We start from the raw sequence: 25278 nt of genomic DNA, 5'->3' as shown, positions 1-25278 counted from the left end.
TATTTTGAATCGTTTAATAATAACCAATTCAACCGCTTAACACCCGCTTGGCGGCTGGCCCTTCCGGCCTTGTCCCCCAAGCGAGATGCGCATTCTACAGACACCCACCTCAGTGTCAACGACTTGCTCAGATTTATTTACTCAACGTCTCGATTGCCGGCCACATAGCGGCATAAATTACAGCGTTACCTTAATAGACGCTGCCGCTGCACTGGCCTTCTCCCTCGCCAGCTCAACGGTCTCGGCATTGGCAAGTGCAACGCCCATCCTGCGACGACCGACAATGTCCGGCTTGCCAAAAAGTCGTATCTGGACGTCCGGCTCAGCGAGCGCCGCCTCGATGTTACTGAAAAGAGGCTTGGTTGACTCCCCCTCCGGCAGAATGACTGCCGATGCTGACGGCCCCTGCTGCCGAATGACCGGGATTGGCAAACCAAGAATGGCACGGGCATGAAGCGCAAATTCCGATAAGTCCTGGGAGACCAGAGTTACAAGACCGGTATCGTGGGGCCGAGGTGAAACTTCCGAGAAGTAAACATCATCGCCCTTTATAAATAGCTCCACTCCATACACACCGTACCCGCCAAGGTTTTCTGTGACCGCCGAGGCAACCTCTCTTGAACGATCCAGCGCTATTTGACTCATTGCCTGTGGCTGCCAGGATTCACGATAATCTCCATCTTCCTGGCGGTGCCCTATTGGATCGCAGAAGGCCACGCCAGCGGCATGCCGCACGGTCAGCAGAGTGATCTCGTAATCGAAGTCAACAAAACCCTCAACAATCACCCGCCCTTTGCCGGCCCGACCTCCACTTTGCGCATACTCCCAGCAGGCTTCGGCTTCCTCCAGACGTTTCAGCGTACTCTGCCCTTTCCCGGAAGAGCTCATAACCGGCTTGACGACGCAGGGCACACCCACTTCGTTCACCGCCTCCAGATAGTCCTCGAGAGAGCTGGCAAAACGATACGGCGAAGTCGGAAGCTGAAGCTCTTCCGCCGCCAGGCGACGGATACCTTCACGGTTCATGGTCAGGTTGACAGCCCGAGCCGTCGGAATTACCCGGACCCCTTCCTGCTCAAGCTTTACGAGCTCCGATGTCGCTATGGCTTCTATTTCGGGCACTACCAGATCGGGTTTCTCGAGTTCAACTATTCTGCGCAACTCGGCGGGATCGAGCATATCGATCACATGGCTGCGATGCGCCACTTGCATTGCCGGGGCATTCTCATATCGGTCTACGGCAATAACTTCAACTCCGAAGCGCTGAAGCTCAATAACGACTTCCTTGCCCAACTCACCAGAGCCACAAAAGAGAACCCGATATGCATTTTCTTTTAGAGGTGTGCCTATGCTGACCATATTAGTGTCCAACAGCTGAGGGGTTGAAGAACCTGTTATTGAAGGCATACAGACTAGACGACAAACTTCTGCTCGCGTTTCGCCACTTTCGCCAGAACTTGCCGCTTCTCCTGATTACTCATTTGAGTCCAATGCATAATTTCATCGCCGGTTCGACAGCATCCGGTGCAAATGTCATTTTCATCGAGCACACAGACACTCACACACGGCGACCGAACTTTGTCGCTAACACTCACTTGGAGTGCTCTGCGAGCGTCAACTCTCTTATATACCGCTCACCATTGTGCACATAGTGAGCGGCGCTCAGCTCCAGCATTCTTTTCTGATCATCGCCAAGCTCTCGCTTGATCTTGCCCGGAGAGCCCACCACCAATGAACCGTCAGGCACTACCATCCCCTCCGGAATAAGAGTGTTGGCGCCAATGAGGCAGTATTTTCCGATTTTGGCGCCATTGAGCACCACTGCGTTGATGCCTATCAGGGAATAGTCTCCCACCTCACAGCCATGAAGCATGACTTTGTGCCCCACAGTGACGCCACGACCCAATGTCAGTTTGACGCCCGGATCCGTGTGCAGAACCGAGCCGTCCTGAATATTTGTCTCGGGGCCAACGGTGATCAGATCATTGTCTCCACGGATCACCACGTTGAACCAGATACTACATTTGTCATCCAACAGAACGCTGCCGATCACGGTGGCGTTGTCAGCAACAAAATGGTCACTGCCCCGAAACTCGGGGGAGCGCCCTTCAAGTTCATAAATCATGTGGTTTTCCTCTATCTCGGTTCAAGCAGGTCAATTTTTGCATCGTACACGGCATTCAGAAAGTCGACCAGAATCACCGCCGATAACCCCCAAATCTGATAACGCTCCCATCGGTAACAGGGCACATAAAAAGTGTGGTTAAGGAAGCTCAAAGCATCTGTCCGCTCTCGTCGATCCTCCAGGAAAAAATCAATTGGGACCTGAAAGATGCTTTCTATCTCATCGGGACTTGCGACCAGCGGGTAATCCTCCGGCACCACACCAACGTAAGGTGTTACCAATATCCCGTAGCGGGACATAACCTGACTGAGCGGGGCGATAACATGAACATGCTCTGGCGGAAGGCCGATCTCTTCGTGACTCTCCCGCAACGCCGTAGCCTCGAGGGAAGAGTCGGTAAGGTCTCTGCGACCACCAGGAAACGACACCTGACCCCGATGAGTTTTCAGATTATCGGAGCGGAGGGTAAAAATCAGCTCCGGTTGTTGGTGATTGTTTGTCACGGGCACCAGCACCCCCGCCTCGGGGTAATCCAGCGCGAGCTGCCGGGGGGCGTAGCCAGACAAACGTTCAGCTAGCAAGTTACGCAAACCAGTACTCCTTGTTGGATTCGTTTGTATGAGACACCGGGAGGCTACCTAGTTAAACTGCTATCATCATCCGGTTCAATTCAAGTATACGGGGGAATTAATGAAATATTGCAGCACTTGCGGCCATCCGGTTGAACATCGTATCCCCGCAGGTGATAACAGACACCGTTTCGTGTGCCCGAGTTGCGACGACATACATTATCAGAACCCGCGCATTGTCGCCGGCACGGTCCCTGTATGGGAGGGGCGCATCCTTCTGTGTCGCCGCGCCATCGAACCCCGCTACGGCTATTGGACTCTCCCCGCCGGCTTTATGGAAAATGCCGAGACGACAGTGGAGGCAGCAGAGCGAGAGACGCTTGAAGAAGCACTGGCCACCGTTCATATCGAAGGCCTTTATACAATTATTCACGTGCCTCACATCGATCAGGTCCATATGTTTTATCGGGCAACCCTCACCGATGGCAAGTTCGGCGCTGGTGAAGAATCGCTAGAGACTGAGCTGTTCGCGCTCGACGAGATCCCCTGGGGTGAAATCTCCTTTCCAACGGTTCGCAAGACGCTGGAATATTTCGTTGAAGATGTTGGCAACAACACCTACCCCGTTCGAGTCAGCGATATTCGATACCCTCTAAACAAAAAAGCGGGCTCATAAAAGCCGCTACAGGTCTTCCAGGCGATAGATCTCATAGGCTGGCTCTTCATAGGGGTGAGCGCTCTTGAGTGCGGCCAACGCTCCCCTTATGAGGCTATCCTCGCAAACCATTTCAACCCTGTACTCGCTCACCACTTCAACCGTGCCTTGCTGCCCAAGGTAGGGATTGCTGCCACTCGTGGGCCTGAACTGCCCTTGCCCAAGACACTGCCACGCACAGGAATCGTAATTGCCAATTTTACCCGCCCCCGCCTGAAAAAGTGTCGCTTTCGTGGACTCAACATGAGATTCCGGCACAAAATAACAAAGCTTGTACATACCTTTCTGATCTCCCTTCTGGTTTTTTGTACGCCATTGCCCATGCCAAAACGGACAAAATCATCCATTCATCAGCAGTTAGCGAGTTACCCACAGAAACTGTGGATAACTCTGGGGAAAGATTTTGGGAAACCCCCTCTAACCCCCGTGGTTACAGTACTGACCTCAAATTGGCGACAAATTCACCTAAACAAACAAATCGTTATTTTTCAATTGGTTGCGAGTCCTGATTAAAAGTTGAACCGTCACCCGCAACATTGTTTAAGGATCATCCAGACAAGCGTCGGGAATGTGCATAAAAACCGCAAGTCAAGACAAAAAGTTCTGTTTTAGCACTTGAAAGTGATTGAAAACCGACGCGAATTCATGATGTCTGGCGATGGATTTCCGTTATTCTCCAAGTTTGAAAATTATCAACCACGGATTCGACAAAAATGGTAACGAGTAGTGTTACCAGATCACTCACTTCTGTTTTCGAAAACCCCGATTGCTGAATACAAGACACAAAAAAACCGGCTCAGTGTATCTACCTTAGCAGATACCTCTGGCCGGTTTTCGAGTCCTTTCGACTTAGCTCACGCCAGCCATTTCCGGGCGTTCCTGAACATCCGCAACCAGGGACCGTCTTCGCCCCATTCGCTGGGGTGCCACGAATACTGAGCTGTACGGAAGACTCTTTCCGGATGGGGCATCAGCAGGGTTACACGGCCGTCTTCAGACGTAATACCGGTGAGTCCGCCGGGAGAGCCATTCGGATTGTATGGGTAGCGTTCGGTCGCCTCTCCGCGGTTATCAACAAAGCGCATCGCGACCATGTCGGATTGCTGAAGACTGTCCAGCAGTGAAACGTCCGGGAACTCTGCCCGGCCTTCACCGTGAGCAACCGCAATCGGCATGCGCGATCCCGCCATACCATTGAGGAACACCGACGGTGATGCCTGCACCTCCACCATGACCAGACGAGCTTCGAACTGCTCGGATTCGTTACGAACAAAGCGCGGCCAGCAATCACTTCCAGGAATCAGCTCATGCAGGCTCGATAGCATCTGACAACCGTTGCAGACCCCTAATGATAGTGTATCGGCGCGCTTGAAAAAGGCCTCAAACTGATCTCTGACACGGGAATTGAAAAGAATGGATTTAGCCCAGCCTTCACCGGCTCCCAAGACGTCGCCATAGGAGAAGCCGCCACAGGCTACCATTACCTTAAAACTGTCGAGCGTTACCCGGCCGGACAACAAATCGCTCATGTGAACGTCTACTGCATCAAAGCCCGCTCGATCGAACGCTGCGGCCATCTCAACCTGGCCATTTACACCTTGCTCTCTGAGAACGGCGACCCTCGGTCGGACTCCGGAAGCAATATAGGGGGCCGCCACATCCTCCGAAGCATCAAAGGTCAGTACCGCGCTGAGGCCCGGATCACCACTATCCCGCAGGTTCTCGTATTCTTCCCGGGCGCAGTTCGCGTTGTCCCGGAGGGACTGGATCCGAAAGCTGGTTTCGGCCCAGAGACTGTGAAGGTCCGCACGGTCCTCGTCTATAACGTAGTCTCCACTGAATGAAAACCGGATGCGGTCCTCACTATTCAGCGTACCAATCACAGCAGAGTTTTCACCCAAACCCGCAGCAGAAAGTTGTTGCAGCACAAACGGGGTATCCTCCTGCCGAACCTGAATAATGCAACCCAGCTCTTCATTGAATATTTCACGGGCAAACTGGCTGCTTTCTTCGGCCAGACCATCCAGCTTGATATCCACACCCGTGCGGCCCGCAAACGCCATCTCACACAGTGTGACGAGCAAGCCGCCATCTGAACGATCATGATAGGCCAGCAATTTATCATCACCGTTAAGACCCTGGATAACAGCAAAAAATGCTTTCACGTCTTCAGGATCATCCAGATCAGGCGCGACTGCTCCCACCTGCCCATACACTTGGGCCAGCGCTGACCCGCCCAGCCTGTTCTGGCCGGCTGCCAGATCAATCAGGAGCAGATCTGTCTCACCTTCCGTGCTGCGCAATTCCGGTGTCAGGGTCTTGCGTATATCGGTAACCGGTGCAAAGCCGCTGATCACCAGGGAAAGCGGTGATGTCACACTCTTCTGCTCTCCGCTGTCCTCTTCTTCCCAAACGGTCTTCATGGACATGGAGTCCTTACCGACAGGAATGGTGATACCCAGCGCAGGACACAACTCCATGCCAACCGCTTTAACGGTTTCATAGAGGTTTTCGTCCTCACCGGGATGGCCCGCTGCGGCCATCCAGTTGGCTGACAGGCGGATATCAGATAAACGGGAGATCGAGGCCGCCGCCAGATTGGTGATAGCCTCGCCTACAGCCATTCTTCCGGAAGCCGGCGCATCAATGGTTGCCACAGGCGTACGCTCGCCCATGGCCATGGCTTCGCCTGAGTACACATCGAAACTCGCCGCTGTGACGGCGACATCGCTTACGGGTACTTGCCAGGGCCCGACCATTTGATCACGCGCCACTAAACCGGTAATTGTCCGGTCACCAATGGTGATCAGAAAGCTTTTACTTCCCACAGAGGGAAGCCGAAGCACACGCCGGATAGCATCATTGAGATCGACCTTGGTCGAATCAAAGATCGGCTTGGTAAACGAGGTGCGTTGAACACTGCGATGCATCCGGGGCGGTTTGCCGAACAGGACATCCATCGGCAGGTCCACGGGGCTATTATCAAAATAGGCATCTGCCAGGGTCAGATGGTGTGCTTCCGTTGCTTCGCCAATGACTGCATAAGGGCAACGCTCGCGCCGGCAAATAGCATCGAAGCAATCAATATTCTCAGGTGCAACCGCCAGCACGTAACGCTCTTGAGATTCGTTGCACCATATCTCAAGCGGTGACATGCCCGGCTCGTCATTCGGTATTTCCCGCAGTTCGAATTTTCCACCACGGCCACCGTCCTTGACCAGTTCCGGCATCGCATTGGACAGGCCACCCGCACCCACATCATGAATGAAGGCGATCGGGCTGGTGTCGCCCATTTGCCAGCAGCGATCGATCACTTCCTGACAGCGGCGCTCCATCTCCGGGTTTTCACGCTGCACCGAGGCAAAGTCCAGATTCTCCTGACTGACCCCGGAATCCATTGAGGATGCTGCGCCGCCACCCAGGCCAATCAGCATCGAAGGGCCACCCAGTACGATCAGTTTCGCACCGGCCGGAATATTGCCTTTTTCCACATGTTGCGGTCGAATATTGCCCAGACCACCGGCGATCATTATAGGCTTGTGATAACCACGAACTTCATTGCCGGCAGGACCAGCAACTTCTTCTTCAAAGGTACGGAAATAACCTGTCAGGTTGGGCCGACCGAATTCATTGTTAAAGGAAGCGCCACCAATGGGCCCGTCAATCATGATGTCGAGCGCTGACGCAATCCGGTCAGGCTTGCCATAGTGGCCTTCCCAGGGCTGAGGATCATCCGGTAGGTTAAGATTCGAAACGGTAAAGCCCGTCAGACCGGCCTTTGGTTTCGAGCCCCGACCGGTAGCGCCCTCGTCGCGAATCTCCCCGCCTGAGCCGGTGGCGGAACCTTCGAAGGGGGAGATGGCGGTTGGATGGTTATGAGTTTCCACTTTCATCAAAATGTGGATGTCCTCGGCAGTATATCCGTATATCCCGGACTCCGGATCCGGAAAGAAACGACCGCCTGCACTGCCCGCAATCACTGAAGCGTTATCTTTGTAGGCAGAAAGCACACCCTCGCTATTCATTTCAAAGGTGTTGCGAATCATGGCGAACAAGGACTTCTCCTGGCCTTCACCGTCGATATCCCAGGACGCATTAAATATCTTGTGACGGCAGTGCTCCGAGTTCGCCTGTGCGAACATCATCAACTCAACGTCAGTTGGATCACGGTCGAGGCCGTTGAAAGAGTCAACCAGGTAGTCAATTTCGTCATCCGCCAACGCCAGCCCCAGGCGGGCATTGGCTTCTGTCAACGCGGTTCTGCCCCCCGCCAGGACCGGAACCCGGTTCACCGGACGGGGTTCGTCCTTTCGAAAGAGCAGCTCTGCTCCTCCCATTTCGTGGAAGACCGTTTCGGTCATCCGGTCGTGAAGAATAGCTGCGATCTGTTTGCGCTCGTCGAGGCTCAGCTTTTTATCTGCGTGAATGTAAAAAGCAATACCACGTTCGATCCGCAAAATTTGTCGCAAACCGCAGTTGCGCGCGATGTCGGTGGCCTTGCTTGACCAGGGCGAAAGGGTTCCAGGGCGAGGAACGACCAGAAACAGCACGCCGCCGGTCGCTTCAACGTCAACAGTCGGGCCGTAGGTCAGCAAACGGTCCAGCACCAGTTGATCACTGTCGGTCAGATCGAAGTCAAGATCGGCAAAGTGCATAAACTCGGCGTAAAGGTGGCTTACCCGGGGCACTATAGAGCGCACTTGCTTGATGAGCTTTTCGGAGCGAAATGGCGAGAGAGCGGGGGCGCCGCGGAGTTCCAGCATGGTCAAAACCTGTGTCATGCGAATCGGGGTGCATGGGTGAGATGCTACGCCATATACCAACCTGGCATCTTGATGGCAGCAACCTCACCCGGCTGTCTGAACGGGCGCAATAATACTGGAAACCAGGCTCCGGATACAGCCATGTTAACTTTCGTTTGCTTGTTATTATTCTCGCCTGCAAGCCCCTTTTAAAGCCGTGAGGCAACTGACATCGCGCCTTTCAGGGGTGGTCAGATAACAATCGATTAACAGGGTTTTGCATATTAAATGCACAGTTTCGTTGACCAACTCTCAATATCTGGGAGATCATTGAGCTATGCGGGCGTTTTCAGATGCCTCTTTTGCATGGACAGCTAACCAACGTGATTCGCGGGCGATGTCTGCCGCGGAGCTCCCGATACCAATGATCGGACAGCGGAACGTTACGTACACCTTCGGACTTGATGTACGGGAGACTATGGATTTGGTAAGACAAGCCGCTTTGACTTTTTATTCCAGTTTGCTGGCGGGTTTTCGTTGGCCCCTGTTAATCAGCCTTATACTAGTCACGGCTGGATGTTCACAGCCTACCACACTGGAAGAAATTCGATCTGAAGGCGTTTTACACGTCATCACACGCCAGGCGCCATCCATTTATTACGAGGGGCGAGACGGCCCCACAGGTTTCGAGTACGAACTGGTAAAGCGTTTTGCAGATGAGCTCGGAGTGGAGTTGCGAGTCAGAGTTGTTGAGGGAAACGGAGAGATTCTGTCCGTGCTGGACCGTAATTATGCCCACATAGGACTCGCGGGCCTCACCGTTACACCCGAACGTGAAGCTTCTTACCACACGTTGCCAACCACTCTCGATACCCGGTCGATTGTCATTTACAACCGCGATACGCCACGGCCAGAATCCCCAGAGGACCTCGCCGGCTCACCCGTTCATGTACTGACCGACAGCAACCACATCCGCCACCTGGAAACCTTGAAGGAACAGTCTCCGGGTCTGGCCTGGCAGGCTCACCCGGATCTTGATACCGCAGGCTTGCTGGAGCGCGTTGAATCCGGCGAATTCCCGGTAGCGGTCGTTGATGCCAATGAGCTGGCACTGAATCACGTCTTCTTCCCCGACATCAAGCGAAGCTTCAGCCTGAATGAGCAGGAAAAGCTCGCCTGGCTGTTCCCGGCAGAGCAGGACAACACTCTGTTGGATGCCGCCCGGAGCTTCTTCACGAATATCGAGAACGATGGCAGTCTGGCGCAGATCAAAGAGCGTTTTTACGGCCATCTGGACCGCCTGAACTATGTCGGTGCGCGAACCTTCGTTCATCATGTGCGCAACCGGCTGCCTCGCTACGAATCGTTGTTCCAGGATTACGCGGGAGAGCACAGTATCGACTGGAGGCTGCTGGCAGCGATTGGCTATCAGGAGTCGCACTGGAGACCCAATGCCGTCTCCCCCACTGGCGTCAAGGGCCTGATGATGCTGACCCGCACGACGGCCAAATACATCGGGATCGACAATCGACTTGATCCTGAAAAAAGCATCCAGGGTGGCGCCCGGTACTTCATGATGGTGCACGCGCAGATTCCAGACCACATCCCCGAACCTGACCGCACCTGGTTTGCCCTCGCCTCCTATAACGTTGGTTATGGTCACCTGGAGGACGCGCGCATACTTACTGAGAGCGCAGGCAAGAATCCGGATCGATGGATGGATGTAAAAGAATTCCTGCCCCTGCTGGCGCAAAAAGAATGGTACTCAAAAACCAAATACGGATACGCTCGCGGCCATGAGCCGGTCACTTACGTGCAGAATATCCGACGCTATTACGATGTACTGGCCTGGATGAAAGACCCGGCCGCACCGACTGATCAGCTTGCCCGCCAGGGCCTGTTTGATCTGACCACAGAAAGCATGAATGAGGTCAGTGAAGACGCCTCAACACCGACATTACCGAAGGCGCTTGGGGTAGCGCCGCCGACGCTTTAATTCTCTGTCAGACCCTGCCCGGGTTTCAGGGCTCCAAGGTTTCGCGCACCTCAAGTGCTTGTTCTACCTGCTCACCGGTATAGCCTCGTTGGGCGAGAAAACGAGCCTGCCGGGCCTTCTCCGTCCAGTCGTCCGTAATATCCATAAGCCCGAATTTTTTCTTCCTTGCCTTGAGCGCCAGTGCGACCCAGTCGGCTTCTGTCATACCGCTCAGGCAATCCGGCCACAACCTGACGCCTCGCTGTTGCAGCTCACTGCGAATCCGCACCGGCCCATAGCCCAGATCCCGTCGCTGCCGGCCATACACATCGGCAAACCGCTCGTCGCTGAGCCAGCCCTCATGTTCGTACTCATCGAGAACCCGGTCAATAATCGATTCCGGGGTTTGACGCTGGCGCAGTTTGAGGACTAATTCCTGCCGGCTATGCTCGCGCCTTGCCAATAATCTCAGTGCGGATGCCCGGGCCTTCTGCTCCGGATCATCCTGATTTTTATCAATTACCATCCTGCCTCTTTCCGCCTTCGCGAACAAAGCGCTAGACTAACGCGAGATTGATCATCCAGATGATTCTGTACTCGGCTCCGGGCAACCCCGGAACACCCGATTTGTTGTGTTGCGGCGACTACTCTGCCGGACACAGTATGCTGACTTCAACATTGAAGGATAACTCCATGGCCGCATTCATCCAGAAGTTTTTCAAAGGACGCAAGACATCAGAGAAGCCAGTTCAGGCCGAAAGCACTCCAGAGGCACCGAGCCAGGACCTGCTGGTTGAGCAACAACAGGTGCTTGCAAACAATCCGAGCGATGAAATTCTGGAGCAGCTTGCGCTGGAAGGTAAAACTGCAGAACTGCGCTTGCAGGCTGCAATCAGGCTGACAGACCCAGAGACGCTCCAACGTCTTCAGAAGTCAGCCCGCGGAAGAGATAAAGGCGTCTATCAGGTCGTGCGCCAGAAACTTCAAGAGCTGCGCGACGCCGAAGCCGGACGGCAGCGCCTTGCCGACGCAATCCTGACCGTCATCAAGCAAGCTGAAGATCATGCTAAAACGGATAACACCCAACTTTACGAAGCGCGATTTGAAAATCTTCTCAAACAGTGGGAAACGCTTGAACCCACTGCCTCTAATGAGCAAAAAACACGCTTTCTGAGCGCTGCCCACCGATGCCGTGAACGTATCCAGCAATCCCGGCAGGCTGAAGAGGCAGCGGAGACTCAGGCGGACAAAGCGCGAGAGCGCGCCCAGACCCTCAACGTCCTGAAATCGACTCTGGAGGAACTGAAGGCGCAGCCGGAAGACCGCACCGCGTCGCTGTCCTCCCTCGATGCCATGCAAACCACGCAAGAGAACCGGTGGCTGGAAGCGACCCGGGACGCCGACGTGTCGAAAGCTGAACAGAAAAGCTACGAAATACTCATGCATGATCTGCGAGGCTATATTTCGGCTGTGCAGCGCCTTCAACAACGTAGTGAGCAGATCTCCGCACTGCTTGATACCGGAGTCGGAGACAGCTCCCCGCAACAACACGACCACGAGCTTCTCACTACCCTGGTCCGGGAAATCGACTGGCCTACCGGTTACGACCAACCTTCCGAACTCAACAAAATCCAGGCCATGGCGGGCGACTCGCGACCGAAACCCAAACCCCGGCCGCAAGCAGACCCCCAAACTCCAGAAAAAGAAGAACTGACAAATACACTGGAAGCGTTAGAGCAGGCGCTTGAAGCCAGACAACTGAAAGAATCCAGGCACCATTTCAAACGCGCCCAGCAGCAAATGAGCGCACTGCAGGACCGTAATGGCAAAAGCTTCCAGGCCAGGTTTCAGTTGCTCCACGGCCAACTCCGTGAGCTTCAGGACTGGCAGGGTTTTGCCACCCAGCCCAAACAGATTTCCCTGTGCGAGCGAATGGAGCACCTGGCAGACCAACACATGGAGCCAGAAATAAAAGCTGAAAAAATCAAGGAGCTGCAGAATGAATGGCGGGAACTGGGCGGTTCTTCAGACCGAGACCTGTGGCAACGTTTCAAGCAGGCCTCGGATCTGGCATATGAGCCGTGCAGGGACTACTTTTCGGCAAAATCCGGCCTTAAAAAAGTAAATCTCGAAAAACGTCGGGAGATATGCCACCAGCTGGCACTCTTCGTTGAACAGATCGACTGGGCATCGGTTGACTGGAAAGCCGTTGAGCGAATTGACCGAGTAGCAAAAGAAGAATGGAAGGCAGCCTGGCCAGTGGAATTCCGTGACAATCGTGCGATCCAGAAACAATTTGATGCCTTGCTCGCAAAGCTTGAAGAACCCCTGAATACCGAGCGCGACAAAAATGAGGCGATGAAACGGGCCATCGTCGAACGCGCAGAAGCTCTGATGAGCCATGAGCCTTTGGCAGAGGCCATGGAACTTGCCAAAGCCCTGCAGGGTGAGTGGAAGGCCATCGGTATCACCCGGCATCGTCAGGACAGGAAGCTCTGGCAAGCCTTCCGGGCCGCTTGCGATTCAGTGTTCGGGCGCCGTGACGCACAAAAACAGGAACAGGCCGCGCAGAACCGTGAAGCCGAAGCCCGGATGGAGGGTTTGCTGCAGCGCTCTGCCGAACTAACAGCCGCCGCGGATCAGCCGACGCTTTTGGCAATGGCCGAAGAGCTTCAGAACGCCGGCACCGAGCCCGCCTCGCCCGGGATGACAGGGCGTCTGCGCCTGGAGCTGCAGCGTCTGAAGACCCTGCAACGTGACATTCAACGGGCTGAGCAGTTGGCGGGATGGCATCAGCGCATTCAGGCCAGAGTCGATAGCACGTTGCATCCCGATACTTGCCCGAAGGGCTGGGCTCAGAGGGCGGAAGCACTGGCGGGCATGACAGCTGCAGAACTGGTGATCCGCGCGGAAATACTGACCGAGCAGCCATCCCCCACTGAAGATCAGGCGTTGCGTATGGAGATTCAGGTGAAACGTCTGGCCGATGGTATGTCCGGTAGCAGGCACTCCGGTGACCTTCAGGACCAACTGGAATCCCTGGTAGCCGCCTGGTGCCTCGGCGACGCATCCACAGTCCGGCCCAAAAACTTAGCGGACCGTCTGGCGGCCGCCCTCAACGCAAGCTCGTAAAGATAAGGCGGGATCACTGCCGGCGGGTCTCTCACCCATGAGCACTTTCGCCACTCCGATTGGCAGTGAGTGTCATTACGCCATCAAGCAGTGTCGGGCTATGGTTACCCAATACAGCCACCCATCTCAAAGGATCAGTAATGACCACCGAAGCGTACATCTTCGACGCCGTGCGTACTCCCAGAGGACGCGGCAAGAAAGACGGTTCACTCCATAGCGTCAAGCCCATCACCCTGCTGACAGCCGTTCTCAAGGCCCTGCAAGAGCGCACAAGCCTGGACACCTCACAGGTCGATGACATTGTGATGGGATGTGTCACCGCAGTGGGTGATCAGGGTGCGGACATCGCCAAGACCGCAGCACTGGCTGCGGACTGGCACGACGTGGTGGCCGGTGTGACTCTAAACCGCTTCTGCGCATCAGGCCTCGAGGCCGTCAATCTGGCCGCCATGAAAGTAAGGTCAGGATGGGAGGACCTGGTCGTGGCAGGCGGTGTTGAAGCCATGTCCCGCGTACCCATGGGTTCCGATGGTGGCGCCTGGGCAACAGACCCTGCAACCAACCTGCACACCGGCTTCATGCCCCAGGGTATCGGCGCAGACCTGATCGCGACGCTGGAAGGCTTCAGCCGGGAAGATGTTGACAGCTTTGCCGTCCGGTCCCAACAGAAGGCGGCCAACGCCTGGGGTAAAGGCTACTTCGCACGTTCGGTCATTCCGGTCACCGATCAGAACGGCGTAATGATCCTGGACCGGGACGAACACGTTCGCGCCAACACCACGCTGGAATCCCTGGGCCAGCTCAAGCCCTCCTTCCAGATGATGGGCGACATGGGCTTTGACAGCGTTGCGCGGGAAAAGTACCACTACGTGGAGAAAATCAACCACGTCCACCATGCAGGTAACTCTTCCGGCATAGTGGATGGTGCCACCGCGATGCTGATTGGCAGTGAGGCCAAAGGCAAAGCTTTGGGACTCACGCCGAGAGCCCGTATTGTCGCCACCGCTGTCACCAGCACCGATCCGACCATTATGCTGACCGGGCCAGCGCCAGCCGCCAGAAAGGCCCTCGAGAAAGCCGGTATGACAGCGGATCAGATCGACCTGTTTGAAGTGAACGAAGCTTTTGCCTCGGTTGTCATGCGCTTCCAGCGCGAACTCTCGGTACCCGATGACAAGGTCAACGTGAACGGCGGCGCCATCGCCATGGGCCACCCTCTCGGAGCCACCGGCGCCATGATACTCGGTACGCTGCTTGATGAGCTCGAACGCCGCGAACTTCGATACGGCCTTGCCACCTTGTGTGTCGGTGGTGGTATGGGCATCGCTACCATCATCGAACGCTGCTGAGCCCCTATTCTGAGAGGAGAACCGATTTATGAGCGCCATTGGTTACACTATTGATGCCGACAAGATTCTGACCCTTACCATTGATATGCCCGGGCAGTCCGCCAACACCATGAACAGCGATTTTCGCGAAGCTTTGTCTGAAACCGCCGACAAGGTAAAAGCAGACATCGACACTATTCGCGGCATCATCATCACATCTGCCAAAAAGACTTTCTTTGCTGGCGGCGACCTGAATGAGCTATTCAAGGTTACCCGGGCAGATGCCGCGATGTTTGAGCGCATGGTTACCGATCTGAAAGCCGACATGCGAGCGATCGAAACCTGCGGTAAACCGGTCGTCGCGGCCATCAACGGCTCTGCTTTGGGAGGCGGGCTCGAGATTTGCCTGGCGTGTCATCATCGGGTGGCACTGGATGACGACAGCATTCAGCTTGGGCTTCCGGAGGTCACGCTTGGTTTGTTACCCGGTGGTGGCGGCACCCAACGCCTGCCACGCATGATTGGCCTGGAAGCAGCCTTTCCTTTTCTGATGGAAGGCAGGAAGGTGAACCCGAAAGCGGCGGTGAAAGCAGGTATTGTGGATGAGCTCGCCGCTTCCGCCGAGGATCTGATGGCAAAAGCCCGCGCCTTCATTAATGCCAACCCCACCTGCCAGCAACCATGGGACCAGAAAGGCTTCCGCTTTCCCGGCGGCGCACCGCATCATCCGGCCATGGCGCAAAAACTGGCGATTGCGCCCGCCATGCTGAAACAGAAAACCCGTGGCTGTTATCCGGCTCCGGAGCGTATCCTGTCGGCGGCTGTTGAAGGCGCCCAGGTGGATTACGACAACGGTGACAGAATCGAGACCCGTTATTTTACCGAATTGGTGATTGGTCAGGTCGCCAAGAACATGACCGGAACCTTCTGGTTCCAGCTAAACGCCATCAAGGCGGGCGAAAGCCGACCAAAGGGTATCGGGAAAGCCCGGTTCTCCAAAGTCGGGGTATTGGGTGCGGGCATGATGGGTGCCGGTATTGCCTACGCGACCGCTACTCGTGGCATCAACGTGGTGCTGAAAGATGTATCGATGGAGAAAGCGCAGAAAGGCAAACGTTACTCGGAAAACCTGTTGGCCAAAAAGGTCAGTCGCGGGCACCTGACCGAGCAAGAAAAAGCGGCAACCCTGGACCGCATCACCGCTGCGGCGGACTCTGATGACCTGACCGGTTGCGATCTGGTCATCGAAGCCGTTTTTGAAGACAGTGGCCTGAAAGCCAAAGTCACTCAGGAAGCCGAACCACGGATGGCAAACGGAGGCATTTTTGCATCCAACACCTCCACCATCCCCATTACGCAGCTGGCCGAAGCCACCGCAAAACCCGAAAACTTTATCGGATTGCATTTTTTCTCGCCCGTAGACAAGATGCAGCTGGTGGAAATTATTGTCGGTGACAAGACGTCCGACGACACCCTGGCCAGAGCCTTTGATTACGTTCAGCAAATTGGCAAAATTCCTATCGTTGTCAACGACAGCCGGGGCTTCTTTACCTCCCGGGTATTTGGCACGTTTGTCAATGAAGGTGTCGCCATGCTCGGTGAGGGCATCCACCCCGCCAGTATCGAAAATGCCGGGTTGCTTGCGGGCATGCCGGTCGGGCCGTTGGCGGTCAGTGATGAGGTCAGCCTGACGCTGATCCAGCACATTCGCGATCAAAGCCGCAAAGACCTCGAAGCCGCCGGCAAGGAATGGCAGTCCCACCCGGCTGAAGCCGTCATAGATACTCTGGTGAACGAGCACGGACGCAAGGGCAAGGCAGCAGGAGCGGGGTTCTACGACTATCCGGCCAGTGGCAAAAAGTCGCTGTGGCCTGCGCTAACAGACGTTTTTGTTGACCAGCTCCAAGCGCCCCGGGTCGCACTCCAGGAACTGAAAGACCGGATACTGTTCATTCAGGCTATCGAAACCGTGCGTTGCCTGGAGGAAGGGGTATTGCGAACAGTAGAAGATGCCAACGTTGGCAGTATCTTCGGAATCGGGTTTGCACCCTGGACCGGGGGTGCCATCCAGTTCATCAATCAGTATGGCGTCAGAGCCTTTGCTGAGCGCGCCGGTGAGCTTGCAGCCAAATATGGCGAAAGATTCACTCCGCCGAAATTGCTGTTGGAAAAAGCCGAAAACAACACCGCTCTTGCCTGAACCCCCGGCCCGGTGGTCATGCCGCCGGGTCCGACCTTCCCCGCCCTTCACGCGAATTACTGAAGTCCGTACACCCCGGCAATAATGTGGACATATTGTCACAAGCTGGGACCCGTAGCCTATGGCAACCGGACAGTCCGTTGCCTACAATGAAATTAACCGACAGTCTGCTGCGATCACTGTATCGTATACAAAGCAGGCAATGCGCCATGACCTTACATCCAACATCGGGTACGCACGATTATGACCAACGCGAAATGCACTTCCTCGCCTCGGGCAGCCTCATTGCTGGCGAGCAGGCTTAAACAGGGCTCTCTGGCGTTGGCATTCGGCTTCCTGATCACGCCTGCGCTTTTGTCTGCTAATGTCAAGTATGATTCGGACTTTGAGCCAGTCGCGCCAACGGTAGACCAGGCAAGGGCCAATATCCTGATTTCCCGTCAGCTGCAGTTCACCCATTTCCGAGACCAGAAAATTGACGACACTTTGTCTGGCGAGGTCTTCGACGCGTATCTGGAATACCTGGACGGGCAGAAAATCTACTTGACCCAGCAGGATATTAACCGTTTCAAATCGGTTCGGGCGAATCTTGGCTCAGCACTCAAAACCGGCCGCCTGCAGCCCGGATTCGACATTTACAATACGGTCCAGCAACGCATTATCGAACGCCTGGATTTCGCACTGGGGTTGCTTGACGACGGCATTGATCAATTCACATTTGAAAACGACGACCAACTGACACTGGACCGGTCGGAAGCGGCCTGGGAAGAAAACCGCGATGCCCTCGACGCGCTTTGGGTCAAGAGAATCAAGAATGCGGTGCTTGCCCAACGACTGAACGGCAGCGATAACGACACTATCGAAGAGGCCCTCACCCGCCGCTATGAGAGCCAGCGTAAGCGCGCCGTCCAGATGCGCAGCGAAGATGCTTTCCAGGCCTACATGAATGCCTTCACGGGAATCTGGGACCCCCATACTTCGTACTTCTCCCCCCGCACCTCTGAAAACTTCAATATCAATATGAGCCTATCACTTGAAGGTATCGGGGCAGTGCTGCAAGCCGATAATGAATACACCAAGGTGGTTCGACTGGTACCGGGTGGCCCGGCGGCCAAGCAAGGTCAGCTCAAGCCCGCAGACCGCATTGTTTCGGTAACCCAGGAAGATGAAGACAAGCCAGTAAACGTCATCGGTTGGCGACTGGATGAGGTTGTCGACCTGATCAGGGGCCCGAGAGAGTCAACAGTTACTCTAGAGGTGATTCCAGCCAGTGCTTCTGACGAAACCCTGACCCGTTCAATCGATATCACCCGCGACAAGGTCAAGCTTGAAGAACAGAGCGCCAGCAGTGACGTTATTGATCTGGAACGGGCCGGTAGCAGCTACCGTATCGGCGTTATCAATATTCCGACCTTCTACGCCGACTTCAAAGCCATGCAAGCGGGGGATCCCAATTACAAAAGCACGACACGGGACGTACGTCGGCTGATTGAGGATCTGAAGGGCGATGATGTCGACGGCGTAGTGATAGATCTGCGAAACAACGGCGGCGGTGCCCTGCACGAGGCCAATGACCTGGTAGGACTGTTTATAGACGAAGGGCCCACCGTGCAGATCCGCAACGCAGACAACGACGTCCAGGTTCTCACCGATCAGGACCCCTCTGTGGTCTACGACGGCCCTCTGGTAGTGCTGGTAAACCGCATGAGCGCTTCAGCATCTGAAATTTTTGCTGGCGCAATTCAGGATTATGGCCGGGGCCTGGTGGTGGGTTCCCAGACCTTTGGCAAGGGCACTGTGCAGGCGGTCAGACCGCTGAATCATGGCCAGCTGAAGATTACACAATCCAAATTCTATCGGGTTTCAGGGGGCTCTACCCAGCACAAAGGTGTGGTGCCCGACATTCACATTCCGAGCCGGATTGATAAAACCCGCATCGGCGAAGATGCCCTGGACCGCGCCCTACCCTGGGATCAGATTGAAGCGGTACCCCACACTCGTTACTACGATTTCAGCAGCATTATTGATCAGTTGCGGGAAAATCACGATGACCGCTTTGCCAAGAGTCCGGAATTTCGGCTGCTCCAGCAGGAAATTGACCTGCTCAAGGAACAGCGCGAGATTACGTCCGTAAGCCTTAACGAGAAATCCCGCAAAACCTACCAGGAAACCCTTGAGGATCGGCAACTTACGATCGCCAACACCCGTCGCCAGCTGAAAGATCAAGCCCCTTTCAGCACCCTCAAGGAGCTGGAAGACTGGCAGGACCAGCAAGCTGCTGATCCTGAAGGCAATGATGAGAGGCTCGATTTCATTGTTCGTGAAGGTGGTCATATCATGGCGGACTTGTTGGAACTTGACCGCCGTATGGCATCCATCATCGATCCCAAACTCATTACGGCAGAAACCGGCCAGTAACCATCAAAGAATCGCCAGGCAGGCCCTCAAAAGCCTGCTGGCGACCCCGACAGAAATCCCCTGGTCAGCCTTTACTGAACAGCGCCCTCATACCCGTGATATCCGGGTCATGAATCACGCCGCGCTCTGTAACGATCGCATCAATCAGGCTGGCGGGGGTAACGTCAAACACCGGATTGAAAACATCAATACCGTCAGGCGCAATCTGAACGCCCTTTATCTCGCAAATCTCCCGGCCATCACGCTGCTCTATCGGTATCTCCTGACCTGACTCCAGGCTCATATCCACCGTACTGGCGGGCGCCACCACCATAAACCTGACGTTGTGATGACGAGCCAGCACCGCCAGGCTGTAAGTGCCGATTTTATTGGCGACATCCCCATTGGCGGTGATCCGGTCCGCGCCCACGACCACCCATTTGACATCACCCTGACTGAGAATCACCGCTGCCGCCCCGTCAGCATTGAGCGTTACCGGAATGCCGTCTCTTGCCAGCTCCCAGGCCGTCAGCCGGCTGCCCTGTAACCAGGGACGGGTTTCATCAGCGTACACTCGTTTAAGCATTCTCTCTTCGTGCAGGCGCCGTATGACACCCAGTGCCGTACCGTAGCCACCGGTGGCCAGAGCACCGGTATTGCAATGGGTCAATACCGAAAATGGGGCCCTGTCATCCATAACGGCCAGGGCGTGATCGGCCATTGCCAGATTCGCCGCCAGATCATCCTTATGGATACCGATAGCCGCCTCAGCCAGACGCCTGAGAGCCTGGTGCCGGGTATCGCAGGTCGCTAGCACCACGCGCATCCTGTCGAGTGCCCAGAACAGATTAATCGCCGTGGGGCGAGACTCCGCCAGCACCTGCATGTCCGCTTCGATCGTTTGCTTCCAGCCATTTTCAGTCGCCCGTTTTGCTGCCAGCACGACGCCATAGGCTGCGCTGATGCCGATTGCAGGCGCCCCCCGCACCACCATATCCCGAATACTGGTTGCTACTTCGGTGGCCCTGGTATGGGGCAACCAGACTTCCTCTACCGGAAGCAAACGCTGGTCCAACAGCTCAAGGCTGTCACCGTGCCAGCGCATGGCCACGGTACCAAGAGCTCGATCCACAGGGTTTGGGGCAGATAAATCCGACATGCATACACTCCGTAGCGGGGTAACAAAAACCGTCGCCAGTATACCGGCTTTGGGCCTTCCCGGAGCAATCGTGGAAACTACCGTTCAACGCAGACGGGCAACGTCAAGGGTGGTCGCTGGGAGGGCGGATCGTTATACTTTGCGATCTTTTAAACGGGCCAGAAGGCTGATTGCATGACTGCTGAAACCATCATCGCGGTAGATACCCGAATCAATGCCCGCTGGGTAATTCCCATCGAGCCCGCCGGGGTGATCCTTGATCACTATGCAATATTGATTCAGGGCGACCGGATTGCCGGTATGGTCCCCCAGCAGGACGCAGATCATCGCTACCACGCCCGCGAAACCATTGATTTGCCCACTCATGTGTTGATGCCGGGATTGATTAATATGCATGGTCACGCAGCCATGTCACTGTTTCGCGGTCTGGCTGACGACTTACCCTTGATGACCTGGCTTAATGATTACATCTGGCCTGCAGAGGGCAAATTCGTAGATGCCAGCTTCGTTGCTGACGGGTCCCGGCTGGCGATCGCTGAAATGTTACGCACCGGTACGACCTGCTTTTCCGATATGTATTTTTTCCCGGAAATTGTCGCGGAAACGGCTTATGACACGGGTATCCGGGCCCAAATCTGCTTTCCTTTGCTGGACTTCCCAACCGTGTGGGGCGCAGGGCCGGACGAGTACCTGGCAAAAGGTGCCAACCTGATAGACCAGTGGTCAGACGACCCCTACATCATGCCTGCAATTGGCCCTCACGCGCCCTACACGGTGTCTGACCGACCTCTGCAGCGCGCCATTCAGCTGGCCAGCGACAAAAATGCGCGAATCCAGCTGCACCTGCACGAGACCGCATCCGAGGTCGCCGATGCCATCGAGAAAACCGGCAAGCGTCCCACCAGCCGGATGATGGAGCTGGGGCTGCTCACACCCCGAACCCAATGTGTCCACATGACCCAGATGGATGATACCGACCTCTCTTGCCTGGTGGATTCCGGCGCCCATGTGATTCATTGTCCGGAGTCCAATCTCAAGCTGGCCAGTGGGTTCTGCCCGGTTCACAGGATGCAGCAGGCGGGCGTCAATGTTGCAATCGGCACCGACGGGGCCGCCAGCAACAATGACCTCAACCTGTTTGGCGAACTCAATACCGCCGCCCTGATCGCCAAGGCAGTCTCTCAGGATGCCACCGCCCTCTCCGCCCACCAGGCCCTCGCCATGGCGACGCTCCACGGTGCCAAGGCACTGGGCCGAGATCATGAACTGGGCACGCTGGAGGCAGGCAAGCTGGCGGATATTATCGCGATCGACCTGAGTGATCCTTTTTCCCAGCCGATCTATAATCCCGCTTCGCACCTGGTCTATTCCGATCGCGGTCGTGATGTCAGCCACAGCTGGATTGGCGGCGTGCCACAATTACAGGATGGCCGTCTGACGCGGGTTGATGTACCGGATCTGATGCTCAGGGTGGCATCTTGGGCCAATCGAATTCGCGCAGGCTCGTCCGACTGAGCCCCGGTACCGTACACTCTCTTGAATCAGACTTCCCAGGCGGAATAAGCACCATGAGCAATCACAACGTAGACCGAAATGAAATTGCCAAGTTTGAGGCGCTCGCCAGCCGGTGGTGGGATCCGGGTAGCGAGTTCAAGCCGTTGCACGACATCAACCCGCTCAGGCTGAATTACATTGACGAGCGCGTGCCCCTGGCTGGCAAAAAAGTGCTTGATGTGGGGTGTGGCGGCGGCCTGTTATCAGAAGCGATGGCCTCTCGCGGCGCTCATGTCACCGGCATTGATATGGGTGAAGCGCCGCTTGCGGTTGCCAGGCTCCATGGGCTCGAATCCGGAATCAAAGTCGACTACCGCCAGATCACAGTTGAAGCGTTGTTGGAGGAGTCCGGCCAGGCAGGCCAATACGACGTCGTAACCTGTCTCGAGATGCTCGAACACGTTCCGGACCCGGCATCGGTGATTCGCACTTGCGCTAAAATGCTCAAACCAGGCGGCTCGCTCTTTGTGTCTACCATCAATCGCAACCCCAAATCCTTTCTGTTTGCGATTGTGGGAGCCGAGTATGTCTTGCGCTTGTTGCCCAAAGGCACTCATGAATGGAAAAAGTTCATCCGTCCGTCAGAAATGGCTGACCATCTCCGCAGCGCCAGCCTGGATGTGCAGGAACTCACCGGCATGACCTACAATCCGATCACCAGGATCTACCGGCTCGGTCGTGACGTGGATGTAAATTACATGATGCACGCGACTCTTGATCGTGGGAATCTGGACGAGAGCAATACCCAGTGAGACAGACGCTCGCCGTGGTTCTGTTTGATCTTGATGGCACCTTGCTGGACACCGCGCCGGATTTCATCCGTTGCGTTAACCAGCTCAGAGAACGCCATAGCCTGCCGGCATTACCGCCGGAGACGATAAGACCTTCGGTCTCGAACGGTGCCCGAGCGATGATCGAAACCGGCTTCGGGCTTACCCCGGACCACACCGATTACCTGCCGAAGCATACCGCGTTTCTGGATCTGTACGAGGCCACCGTTGCCCAGGAAACGCGGCTGTTCCCGGGCATGGATAACTTGTTGTTATGGCTCGAGCGATCCCGGGTCCCCTGGGGCATTGTCACCAATAAACCCGTACGTTTCACCACGCCATTGCTGGCCGCCCTGGGGCTGGATAAGCGCTGCTCTGCGGTGGTGTGCCCCGACCACGTTACCCAGCGCAAACCCCACCCGGAGTCACTTTATCTGGCCCGTCAACAACTCGCAGCGGAATCCGGCCCGGGCATTTACGTGGGAGATCACCAGCGGGACATTGAAGCTGGCCGCAGTGCCGGTATGACCACCATTGCCGCCCGTTACGGCTACATCGATGAGCCCGATCAGGTCGGCGGCTGGAACGCTGATTACATGGTCGATTCTGTAGATGAGCTGGCCCTGCTGCTGGAGCGGCTGCAGGCCTCGCAGCAATAAATTTGGCCTGCAGTGTCGATCCATTGTTAAATCAGGCCTGATTCTGATTGCCGCAGCCGTTACAATAGGTCCTCTGATTAACATGTTACCGACGTCACCCGGAGACGATTCCCATGCACGACTATAAAGCCCCGGACGCCCTGCTGAAGGACCGGATCATCATGGTGACCGGCGCCGGCAGCGGTATCGGACGCACGGCCGCGAAAACGTACGCAGCTTACGGCGCCACCGTTATTCTTCTGGGCCGCACCATCTCCAAGCTCGAATCCGTCTACGATGAGATTGAGGCCGCCGGCCACCCTAAACCGGCGATCGTGCCGCTCAATCTTGAAGGTGCGGCAGTCAAAGATTATGAAGAGATGGCAATGACCATTGAGGACAACTTTGGTCAGCTTGATGGTCTGTTGCACAACGCCGCAATTCTGGGGCAGCGCACACCGGTTGAACAGTACGATCCGGAAACCTGGAATCGAGTGATGCAGGTAAATGCGACGGCACCGTTTCTGCTCAGCCGGGCGGTGATTCCTTTGCTCCGCAAATCCTCTGACGCGTCGGTCATATTCACCTCCTCCAGCGTGGGACGGAAGGCGAAAGCTTACTGGGGCGCCTACTCGGTATCCAAATTTGCCCTTGAGGGTCTCAGCCAGCTGATGGCGGATGAGCTCGATGATGAGCGCCATAACATTCGCGTAAACAGTTTGAATCCCGGTGCAACCCGCACCAATATGCGTGCCCATGCCTACCCGGCAGAGAACCCGGCGACCAATCCGACTCCCGAAGAGCTGATGTCCAGCTATCTCTATTTGATGGGTCCGGACAGTAAAGGTATTACCGGGCAGCAAATTGACGCGCAGAAAAAATAATGCAGCTGAGGTTCTTCACTACGTCCCACTGTCAGCTTTGCGAACGGGCAGAAGCCTTGCTCATACAAACGCCATGGCCGGAACCGATGCCGGTTGAGGCCATTGATATCGCGCAATCAGAGGCCCTGGTAGCAGAGTACGGTACCCGTATACCCGTGCTGAGACGGGAAGATACCGGCGCCGAGCTCGATTGGCCTTTCGACCAGGCCAGGCTGCTGGCCTTCCTGGCGCCCTGATACGGCTGATCACTGACCCGTAAAACCTGGGCGCATCCATAATTCCACGAGGTTCACCTGACATGCTGATGGTAATTTCCCCTTCAAAAAAACTGGACTACGAAAGCCCGTTAGCTACGGAGGAACGCACCCAACCGATGTTTCTGGATGATGCCTGCGAACTGATCGACCAGCTTAAAAAGCTTGAGCCCCATCAAGTCAGTAACCTGATGAGCATCAGCGAAAAACTCGGCCTGCTGAACGCCGACCGCTTCAGAAGTTGGCACACGCCGTTTACCCCGGACAATGCTCGCCAGGCGGTGTTGGCGTTCAAAGGCGACGTTTACACAGGTCTGGATGCAGAGAGCTTCCAGCCCGGGGACTTCACTTTCGCCCAGAGCCACTTGCGGATTCTGTCCGGCCTTTACGGTGTACTTCGCCCACTGGATTTGATGCAGCCTTACCGACTGGAGATGGGCACCCGATTCGAAAACAGTCGGGGTAAGGATCTCTACGCCTTTTGGGGGCAGACATTAACCGATACCCTGAACGATGAGTTGGCCAATGACGACGGCGTCCTGGTTAACCTGGCGTCCAATGAGTATTTCAAAAGTATTCAGCCCAAGGCCCTGGAAGGGCGCATCGTAACTCCTCAGTTCAAGGACTGGAAAAACGGGCAGTACAAGATGATCAGTTTCTATGCCAAGAAAGCCCGCGGTCTGATGTGCCGCTATGCCATCCAGAACCGGATCACCCAGGTCGGGGACCTGAAAGGCTTTAACCTTGAGGGCTACCGCTTCAGTGACGAGCAATCCAATGGCGACACCTGGGTATTCCTGAGAGATGAACAGACAAACTGAAAAGTGGATATTTGA

20 protein-coding genes are annotated in these 25278 nt (G+C 55.6%); 12 read left to right on the top strand and 8 right to left on the bottom strand.

The features are described 5' to 3' along the window. Positions 1-177 precede the first annotated feature (177 nt). From purT to F6Y09_RS19705, 4 genes are read right to left on the bottom strand one after another with little or no spacing between them, the layout of a single operon-like run. Positions 178-1359 (bottom strand): formate-dependent phosphoribosylglycinamide formyltransferase, encoded by a 1182-nt coding sequence (gene purT, locus F6Y09_RS19720; protein ID WP_152208670.1) that lies wholly within the window; start codon positions 1357-1359, stop codon positions 178-180. Between the two features lie 53 nt (positions 1360-1412). Next, complete coding sequence (locus tag F6Y09_RS19715) at positions 1413-1562, bottom strand: DUF1289 domain-containing protein (RefSeq protein WP_425481864.1); 150 nt, start codon at positions 1560-1562, stop codon at positions 1413-1415. Between the two features lie 29 nt (positions 1563-1591). Next, the gene (locus F6Y09_RS19710; protein WP_152208668.1) at positions 1592-2125 is read right to left on the bottom strand and encodes a gamma carbonic anhydrase family protein; all 534 of its coding nucleotides are present in this window, start codon (positions 2123-2125) and stop codon (positions 1592-1594) included. An 11-nt stretch (positions 2126-2136) separates the two neighbouring features. Further along, positions 2137-2715: an NUDIX hydrolase gene (locus tag F6Y09_RS19705; RefSeq protein ID WP_152208667.1), complete on the bottom strand. Its 579-nt coding sequence runs from the start codon at positions 2713-2715 to the stop codon at positions 2137-2139. 100 nt (positions 2716-2815) lie between these two features. On the opposite strand from F6Y09_RS19705, the gene F6Y09_RS19700 reads away from it, so the two are divergent. Continuing rightward, positions 2816-3370, top strand: a complete 555-nt coding sequence (locus tag F6Y09_RS19700) for an NUDIX hydrolase (protein ID WP_152208666.1) — start codon at positions 2816-2818, stop codon at positions 3368-3370. A 6-nt stretch (positions 3371-3376) separates the two neighbouring features. Here the strand turns inward: F6Y09_RS19700 and F6Y09_RS19695 are convergent, their stop codons facing one another. After that, positions 3377-3688, bottom strand: coding sequence for a YqfO family protein (locus F6Y09_RS19695; protein ID WP_152208665.1), 312 nt, complete (start codon positions 3686-3688; stop codon positions 3377-3379). Positions 3689-4263: 575 nt separating this feature from the next. Continuing rightward, positions 4264-8172, bottom strand: a complete 3909-nt coding sequence (gene purL, locus F6Y09_RS19690; protein WP_152208664.1) for a phosphoribosylformylglycinamidine synthase — start codon at positions 8170-8172, stop codon at positions 4264-4266. A gap of 457 nt (positions 8173-8629) precedes the next feature. Here purL and mltF point away from each other — a divergent pair, with 457 nt between their 5' ends. Next, the gene (mltF, locus tag F6Y09_RS19685) at positions 8630-10147 is read left to right on the top strand and encodes a membrane-bound lytic murein transglycosylase MltF (protein WP_152208674.1); all 1518 of its coding nucleotides are present in this window, start codon (positions 8630-8632) and stop codon (positions 10145-10147) included. A 25-nt stretch (positions 10148-10172) separates the two neighbouring features. Here mltF and F6Y09_RS19680 read toward each other — a convergent pair whose 3' ends face one another. Further along, complete coding sequence (locus tag F6Y09_RS19680; protein ID WP_152208663.1) at positions 10173-10652, bottom strand: regulatory protein RecX; 480 nt, start codon at positions 10650-10652, stop codon at positions 10173-10175. Between the two features lie 167 nt (positions 10653-10819). Between F6Y09_RS19680 and F6Y09_RS19675 the strand changes: the two genes are divergently transcribed. From F6Y09_RS19675 to F6Y09_RS19660, 4 genes are all read left to right on the top strand, one after another. Continuing rightward, on the top strand, positions 10820-13258 hold the full coding sequence (locus tag F6Y09_RS19675; RefSeq protein ID WP_179959478.1) for a DUF349 domain-containing protein: 2439 nt from the start codon (positions 10820-10822) through the stop codon (positions 13256-13258). 140 nt (positions 13259-13398) lie between these two features. Continuing rightward, positions 13399-14607 carry an acetyl-CoA C-acetyltransferase gene (locus tag F6Y09_RS19670; protein ID WP_152208661.1) on the top strand — a complete coding sequence of 403 codons (1209 nt, stop codon included), beginning with the start codon at positions 13399-13401 and terminating at the stop codon, positions 14605-14607. A gap of 28 nt (positions 14608-14635) precedes the next feature. Beyond that, complete coding sequence (locus F6Y09_RS19665) at positions 14636-16786, top strand: 3-hydroxyacyl-CoA dehydrogenase NAD-binding domain-containing protein (RefSeq protein ID WP_152208660.1); 2151 nt, start codon at positions 14636-14638, stop codon at positions 16784-16786. A 243-nt stretch (positions 16787-17029) separates the two neighbouring features. After that, positions 17030-19204, top strand: coding sequence for a carboxy terminal-processing peptidase (locus F6Y09_RS19660; RefSeq protein WP_152208659.1), 2175 nt, complete (start codon positions 17030-17032; stop codon positions 19202-19204). A 64-nt stretch (positions 19205-19268) separates the two neighbouring features. Here the strand turns inward: F6Y09_RS19660 and mtnA are convergent, their stop codons facing one another. After that, on the bottom strand, positions 19269-20342 hold the full coding sequence (gene mtnA / locus F6Y09_RS19655; protein WP_152208658.1) for an S-methyl-5-thioribose-1-phosphate isomerase: 1074 nt from the start codon (positions 20340-20342) through the stop codon (positions 19269-19271). A gap of 174 nt (positions 20343-20516) precedes the next feature. Between mtnA and F6Y09_RS19650 the strand changes: the two genes are divergently transcribed. The 6 genes from F6Y09_RS19650 (at position 20517) to yaaA (ending at position 25263) form a co-directional block, all read left to right on the top strand. Further along, positions 20517-21857, top strand: a complete 1341-nt coding sequence (locus F6Y09_RS19650) for a TRZ/ATZ family hydrolase (protein ID WP_152208657.1) — start codon at positions 20517-20519, stop codon at positions 21855-21857. A gap of 53 nt (positions 21858-21910) precedes the next feature. Beyond that, entirely contained in the window at positions 21911-22648 is a 738-nt protein-coding gene (gene ubiG, locus F6Y09_RS19645) for a bifunctional 2-polyprenyl-6-hydroxyphenol methylase/3-demethylubiquinol 3-O-methyltransferase UbiG (RefSeq protein WP_152208656.1), read from the top strand. Further along, positions 22645-23325: an HAD-IA family hydrolase gene (locus F6Y09_RS19640; RefSeq protein ID WP_152208655.1), complete on the top strand. Its 681-nt coding sequence runs from the start codon at positions 22645-22647 to the stop codon at positions 23323-23325. The genes ubiG and F6Y09_RS19640 overlap by 4 nt, the downstream gene beginning before the upstream one ends. Before the next feature lie 113 nt (positions 23326-23438). Further along, positions 23439-24188, top strand: a complete 750-nt coding sequence (locus F6Y09_RS19635; RefSeq protein ID WP_152208654.1) for a YciK family oxidoreductase — start codon at positions 23439-23441, stop codon at positions 24186-24188. Continuing rightward, a complete protein-coding gene (locus F6Y09_RS19630) occupies positions 24188-24424 on the top strand; it encodes a glutaredoxin family protein (RefSeq protein ID WP_152208653.1) in 237 nt (78 codons plus the stop codon). Before F6Y09_RS19635 ends, F6Y09_RS19630 begins: the two co-directional genes overlap by 1 nt. 62 nt (positions 24425-24486) lie before the next feature. Further along, a complete protein-coding gene (yaaA, locus tag F6Y09_RS19625; RefSeq protein ID WP_152208652.1) occupies positions 24487-25263 on the top strand; it encodes a peroxide stress protein YaaA in 777 nt (258 codons plus the stop codon). The last annotated feature ends 15 nt before the right edge of the window (positions 25264-25278 follow it).

The organism is Marinobacter changyiensis, assembly GCF_009193265.1.
GTDB lineage: Bacteria > Pseudomonadota > Gammaproteobacteria > Pseudomonadales > Oleiphilaceae > Marinobacter > Marinobacter changyiensis.
Note: the sequence above shows the minus strand (reverse complement) of the source record. Positions and strands in the feature narration are given on the sequence as shown.